This window comes from Streptomyces sp. NPDC058401, assembly GCF_042722885.1.
In the GTDB taxonomy this organism is placed as follows: Bacteria; Actinomycetota; Actinomycetes; order Streptomycetales; family Streptomycetaceae; genus Streptomyces.
In genome coordinates this window covers 1-5,832 of record NZ_JBHXKA010000241.1, presented here as the reverse complement: position 1 = coordinate 5,832, position 5,832 = coordinate 1, and the positions used below count along the sequence as shown (strand labels likewise).

The window sequence follows — 5,832 nt, the reverse complement described above, 5'->3', positions numbered from 1 at the left end:
GCCCGTGCGCGCCCCATCCCCGGGGGCGGGGGGGGGGGGGCCCGCCCCCCCCCCCCCCCCCCCCCCGCCGCCATGAAGCGGTCCAGGTCGGCCGCGGTGGAGACCAGGCCGCCCTCCGCCCAGAACCTGGCCGTCCGCGGGTCCGTGGACATCCCGGTCCGGTGCAGCCCCAGGGGGCGGACGATGCGGCGCTGCAGCTCCTCCGCGTAGGTCCGGCCGGATATCCGCTCCACGAGCAGGCCGGCCACGAGGCTGTTCGTCCCGTTGTACTGCTGGACCGTGCCCGGGGCGGTTACGCGCCCCGGGCGGGCGGCCTCGTCCGCCGCGAACGTGTCGAGCACCACGGTGCGCGGATCGGCGGATTCACCGGCAGCCATCGGCAGGTCGGCGGTGTGGTTCATGAGCTGCCGTACGGTCACCGCGGCGTAGGCGCCCGGTATCAGGTCGGGCAGGTAGCGGCGCACCGGCGCGTCGATCTCGATCCGGTGCTCCGCGACGAGCCGCAGCACCAGGGCGTTCGTGAACAGCTTGGTGACGCTGCCTATCGGCACTTCCGCGTCCGCGTCGACCGGCCCGGCGGTCCCGGTCCACGGCGTGCGCAGCCCCTCGCCGGACAGCCGCGCCAGGGCTCCCGTCGACACGCCGTCGGGCAGGGACGCCAGCAGGGCCCGCAGCGCGGCGGGGTCGTGGGCGGCCGCCCGCCCGGTGCGGGCCGTGGCCGCGGCGGAGCCCGCGGACCCACCGGGTGCGGCCAGGGCGGCCGGGGCTCCCGCGCCCAAGGTGAGGGCCGCCAGGGCGATGCCGGTGACGGCGATCCGGCGGAGGGTGCGGGGGCGTGCGTCCATCGGTGGCTCCTGGAGAAGTGGAGAAGGCGACTCGGCGGGCTGTACCACCAACACTCCTCCGGCCACCGCGCATTGCCCATCGGTGATCACCCTGAGCGGACCCCGAGGCCACCCTGAAGGGGCCTGCGCGACCGACCCCGAGGTCCGCCGCGCAGGCCCCTGACCTCGCTACTCCACGGCGGCCACCCGCCGCTGCTGGACCCGCAGTTGGAGGGTCGCGAGGTCGAGGAGCGGAGTCGGGACGGCGAGGTCCCGGGCCCGGGCCGACAGATCGCCGAGCACGTGCTCGACCTCGGTCGGGTGACCGGCGAGCAGGTCCCGGTACATCGACGGGGTCAGCGGGGAGCACGGGGCGGCCAGCGTCCTTGCCGTGAGGGTGAGCTCGGACTCCGGCACCGGGTATCCCGAGGCGGCCGACACGGCGGCGGCCTCCGCGAGGACCGCGAGGCCGAACTCGGTTCCGCCGGGCACGGCGTTGATCTCGCCGACGGCTCCGCGGGCCAGGGAGGTGACCGCCACCAGGGTGGTGATGAAGACCCACTTGTGCCACATGGCGCCGATGATGTCGGGCACTTCCGGGGTGTCGATCCCCGCCCCGGCCAGCACCTCGCGCACGGAGTCCACCCGCGCCGAGGGACGGCCGTCGCGTTCGCCGGTGAGCACCACGGTGGGCGGGGCCATCCGCAGGATGTCGCCGTGCTCGTTCAGGGTGGTGACCACCTTGGCCACGCCGCCGAGCACCGCCGCGTCCCCGAACCGGTCCACGAGGCGGTCGAGGTGGGCCATTCCGTTGAGCAGGGGCAGGATCGCCGTCCCGGGACCGACCGCCGGCGCGAGGTCCCGTACGGCCGCTTCGAGGGAGGTGGACTTCACGGACAGCAGGACGAGGTCGTACGTCTCCTTCAGTGCGTCGGCGGTGACGAGCTGCGGGGCGAGCACGATCTCCTCCCCCGGCCCGCTCACCCGCAGCCCGCGCGCCCGCAGGGCCTCGGCCCGCCGGGGGCGCACCAGGAAGGTGACGTCCTGCCCGGCCCGGGCGAGGCGCGCGCCGAAGTAGCCGCCCGCGGCGCCGGCTCCGACCGTCAGGATCCTCATCCGGCGGCGCCCGCCGGCCGGACGGCCTTCGCCAGGGCGGCGCGGACGGCCGCCGCGTCGGCGACGCTCCCCGGGTCCTCGGCGATGCCTCCCGGGCGGGACAGGTCCTCGGCGTACGGGAGCACGTACACGGGCGTGTCGCGCTGGAAGCGCCAGCTCTCGGCGAGCTTCCCCGCGTCGACCGCGTCGTAGCCGAGCAGGTCGAGGAGGCGGGTGGCGGACGCGCGGGCGGCCGGGTCCTCGCCGGCGATCGGCAGGGCCGAGCGGTCAGGGGAGCCGGCCGGGCGGGCGAGGTTGAGCAGGTGCTTGAAGTAGATGTTGTTGAACGCCTTGACGACCTGCGCCCCGGACAGGTGTGCCTGGACGAGCCCGCTGGTGGTGGCCTCTTCCGCCTCCAGGGCGGGGAACACCCCGTCGCGCTCGGGGTAGTAGTTGAGCGTGTCGAGCACGACCTTGCCCGCCAGTGCCCCGGCGGGCAGCTCGCGGTAGCTGCCGAGCGGGATGGTGGCCACGACCCAGTCGCCGGCAGCCGCCGCCTCGGCCGGGGTGGCGGCCCGGGCCCGCGGGCCGAGCTCGGCGACCAGGGCGTCCAGTGTCTCCGGTCCCCGCGAGTTGCTGAGGACCACGTCCAGCCCCGCGTCCACGGCGAGCCGTGCGAGGGTGCTGCCGATGTTGCCGCTTCCGATGAGTCCAAGAGTTGCCATGCGGGGTTCAAGTCGCCCGCGATCCACGGTATTCCGCCGCTGCGCCGCCGGAGTGAGGGCGCACCCCGGGCAGGGCCGCCGACCCGCCCCTGGCAGATCACCGGCCCGCCCCGGCAGGTCGTCGGACCACCACAGCAGGTCGCCGGACCGCCCCGTCGCCGCCTTCACACCGGCCCGATCCCGCGCCTCGTAGGGTGAGGCCCAGCACAAAGGGGACGTACCGCACCAAAGGATCCATCGTGAACGAGCAGCAGCACCCGCGTCCCACCACGCCCGGCGCGCCGCCCACGCCGCCCACGCCGCCGGACCTCCCGGTGTCCGCGCTCCCGCCGCTCCCCCCGCCCCGGCGCGGCGCCGACTGGATGTTCGGCGGGGTGTACGGGACCGTGCTCGCGTCCGGGCTGCTGGCCGCGCTCGACCAGAAGGGTGGGGAGTACACCCCCTTCTACGATGCCAGCTGGGTGCTCGTCACCGCCGCCACCGCCGGGCTCGCGCACGGGTACTCGCACCACATGAGCACCCATCAGGCCGGCTCCGCCGGGCACCGGTGGCGGGTCCTCGGGCGGGCGCTGTGGAACGAGTGGCCGATGATCGCGGCCACCCTGCCCACGGTCCTGCTCCTGCTGGTCGCCGGACTCACCGACTGGGACTCGCACGGGGTCACGGCCGTCGGGCTCGGCGTGAACACCGCGATGCTGTTCGCCTGGGGCGCCTTCGTGGCCCTGCGGGTCGGCTACCGGCTCACCTCGGCGCTGCTCATCGGGGTCGCCGACGCCACGATCGGGCTGGCCATCATCGTGGCCAACGCGGTCATCAAATAGCGCCGGGCGACGGCGCCCCGAGGAGGTTCACTCCGGCAGCTGCCCCTCCGCCTCCGCGAGGATCTCCGTCAGCCGGGCTCCGAACTCCGCGCCCCGTACGTCCGGCACCCCGGTGCGGGCCGAGGTGAGGAGCGCGTCCAGGGCGCGGCCGTAGGCCCCCGGGACGTTGCTCCACTCGGGCAGGCCGAAGACGCCGGCGGTCCCGCGCAGTTCCAGTCCCACCCCGGCGGCCGCGCGCGGCGAGCTGAGGCTGAGCACGGCGGTGCTGGCCGCGCCGGTGGTGTGGCGCAGGGCCAGCTGGACCACGTCGGCGGGGCCGCGGGTGGCGCTGACCTCGGTGACGTCACCGAGGACGGGGATGAGTACGGACAGGGCGTGCGGGCCCACGTCCCACAGCCCGCCCTTGGCCTTGCGCCAGGGCGAGTCCGCGTAGGCGCTGGACTCGCCGTCGGGCGGGAAGACCGCGCCGAGCCAGTGCGCGGCGGCGGTGAACCAGCCCGTGCGCTCCGCCTGCTCCGCGACCCAGCCGGCGGTCGGCTCGGCGAAGCGCAGGGTGAGGAAGACGACGGAGGCGACCCGGTGCTCGGCCACGGCGGCGGCCACCGCGCGGGCGTCGGCCGGGGTCGTGGCGACGGGTTTGTCGAGCAGCAGGTGACAGCCGGCGGCGGCCGCGCGCACGGCGAGCGGGGCCTGCACGTCGGGCGGGAGTGCGAAGGCCACGGCGTCACAGTCGGCGAACAGCGCGTCGGGGTCTTCGTACACCTTCACCCCGTACTCGCGCGCCAGCTCGGCCGCGGCTTCGGGGCGCCGGCCCCAGACTCCGGCGAACTCGGAGCCCGGGTGTGCGGCGAGGGCGGGGGCGTGCGTGCGGCGGGCCCAGGGGCCGGTGCCCAGCAGCCCGACCCGGGGGCGCGGCCCGGAAGCGGCCTCTGCGGCGGCATCTCCGGCGGACGTCAAATCGTACGAAATGCTCACCCGCCTAGTCTGCCCCACCCGTACGGGCGTCCGGACGGCAACCCGCACAACCACCCCCACCTGCGGAGTAAACCTCGGTAACACGGGGTTCACACACGGGCAACGGAAGGGAAATCGCGAGCGGGCACGCTGCGGTCTACACCGCAGAAACGAATTCGCAGTACGCGAGCCACAGGGACGTGAACCGCCGTACGCGATCCGCAGGACACAGCGCAGCACCCGCAGAGTCTGCGCCGGAGCGACGCACCGAAGGATGGGGCCCCGTGAGCTACAAGGCTGAGTACATCTGGATCGACGGAACCGAGCCGACGGCGAAGCTGCGCTCCAAGACCAAGATCATGGCGGACGGCGACGCGCTGCCGATCTGGGGCTTCGACGGTTCGAGCACCAACCAGGCCGAGGGCCACGCCTCGGACCGCGTACTGCAGCCGGTGTTCACCTGCCCGGACCCGATCCGCGGCGGCGACAACGTCCTCGTCCTGTGCGAGGTCCTGAACATCGACATGACCCCGCACGAGTCGAACACCCGCGCGCTGCTGCGTCCGATCGCCGAGAAGTTCGCCTCCCAGGCGCCGATCTACGGCATCGAGCAGGAGTACACCTTCTTCGACGGCACCCGCCCGCTCGGCTTCCCGGTCAACGGCTTCCCGGCCGCGCAGGGCGGCTACTACTGCGGCGTCGGCTCGGACGAGATCTTCGGCCGCGACATCGTCGAGAAGCACCTGGACCACTGCCTCGCGGCGGGCCTGGCCATCTCCGGCATCAACGCCGAGGTCATGCCCGGCCAGTGGGAGTTCCAGGTCGGCCCCGTCGGCCCGCTGGAGGTCTCCGACCAGCTGTGGATCGCGCGCTGGCTGCTCTACCGCACCGCCGAGGACTTCAACGTCTCCGCGACGCTGAACCCGAAGCCGGTCAAGGGCGACTGGAACGGCGCGGGTGCGCACACCAACTTCTCCACGAAGGCGATGCGCGAGGACTACCGCGCGATCATCTGCGCGGCCGAGTCGCTGGGCGAGGGCAGCAAGCCGCTGGACCACGTCAAGAACTACGGCGCCGGCATCGACGAGCGCCTGACCGGCCTGCACGAGACCGCCCCGTGGAACGAGTACAGCTACGGCGTCTCGGACCGCGGCGCCTCGGTCCGCATCCCGTGGCAGGTCGAGAAGGACGGCAAGGGCTACATCGAGGACCGCCGCCCGAACGCGAACGTGGACCCGTACGTGGTGACCCGCCTCATCACGGACACCTGCTGCACCGCCCTGGAGAAGGACGGCCTGGTCTGACCCCGGCCGCCCACCCCTGACACCACCACGGCGCCCGCCCTCCCCCCGGGGGCCGCGCCCGGGCGATGATTAACAACAACCAGCCCCCCCTACGATAACCAAACGGGAT

The 5,832-nt window shown here is 73.9% G+C and carries 6 protein-coding genes; 2 read left to right on the top strand and 4 right to left on the bottom strand.

Annotated features, from left to right (window positions below; translation table 11 throughout):
• The 3 genes from ACFWNV_RS39055 to ACFWNV_RS39045 all read right to left on the bottom strand — a co-directional run.
• Nucleotides 1-845, bottom strand: an 845-nt coding sequence (locus tag ACFWNV_RS39055) for a serine hydrolase domain-containing protein (protein ID WP_383956918.1), incomplete at its 3' end; no start/stop codon positions are given.
• Nucleotides 846-1,013: 168 nt separating this feature from the next.
• A complete protein-coding gene (locus tag ACFWNV_RS39050; protein WP_383956915.1) occupies nt 1,014-1,940 on the bottom strand; it encodes a 2-dehydropantoate 2-reductase in 927 nt (308 codons plus the stop codon).
• Complete coding sequence (locus tag ACFWNV_RS39045; RefSeq protein ID WP_383956912.1) at nt 1,937-2,644, bottom strand: NADPH-dependent F420 reductase; 708 nt, start codon at nt 2,642-2,644, stop codon at nt 1,937-1,939. Before ACFWNV_RS39045 ends, ACFWNV_RS39050 begins: the two co-directional genes overlap by 4 nt.
• Nucleotides 2,645-2,883: 239 nt before the next feature.
• Here ACFWNV_RS39045 and ACFWNV_RS39040 point away from each other — a divergent pair, with 239 nt between their 5' ends.
• Nucleotides 2,884-3,465 carry a hypothetical protein gene (locus tag ACFWNV_RS39040; protein ID WP_383956909.1) on the top strand — a complete coding sequence of 194 codons (582 nt, stop codon included), beginning with the start codon at nt 2,884-2,886 and terminating at the stop codon, nt 3,463-3,465.
• Nucleotides 3,466-3,492: 27 nt separating this feature from the next.
• Here the strand turns inward: ACFWNV_RS39040 and ACFWNV_RS39035 are convergent, their stop codons facing one another.
• Nucleotides 3,493-4,422: a Gfo/Idh/MocA family protein gene (locus ACFWNV_RS39035; RefSeq protein WP_383956921.1), complete on the bottom strand. Its 930-nt coding sequence runs from the start codon at nt 4,420-4,422 to the stop codon at nt 3,493-3,495.
• Between the two features lie 281 nt (nt 4,423-4,703).
• Here ACFWNV_RS39035 and glnII point away from each other — a divergent pair, with 281 nt between their 5' ends.
• Nucleotides 4,704-5,723 (top strand): glutamine synthetase, encoded by a 1,020-nt coding sequence (gene glnII / locus ACFWNV_RS39030; protein ID WP_383956906.1) that lies wholly within the window; start codon nt 4,704-4,706, stop codon nt 5,721-5,723.
• Nucleotides 5,724-5,832: the final 109 nt, after the last annotated feature.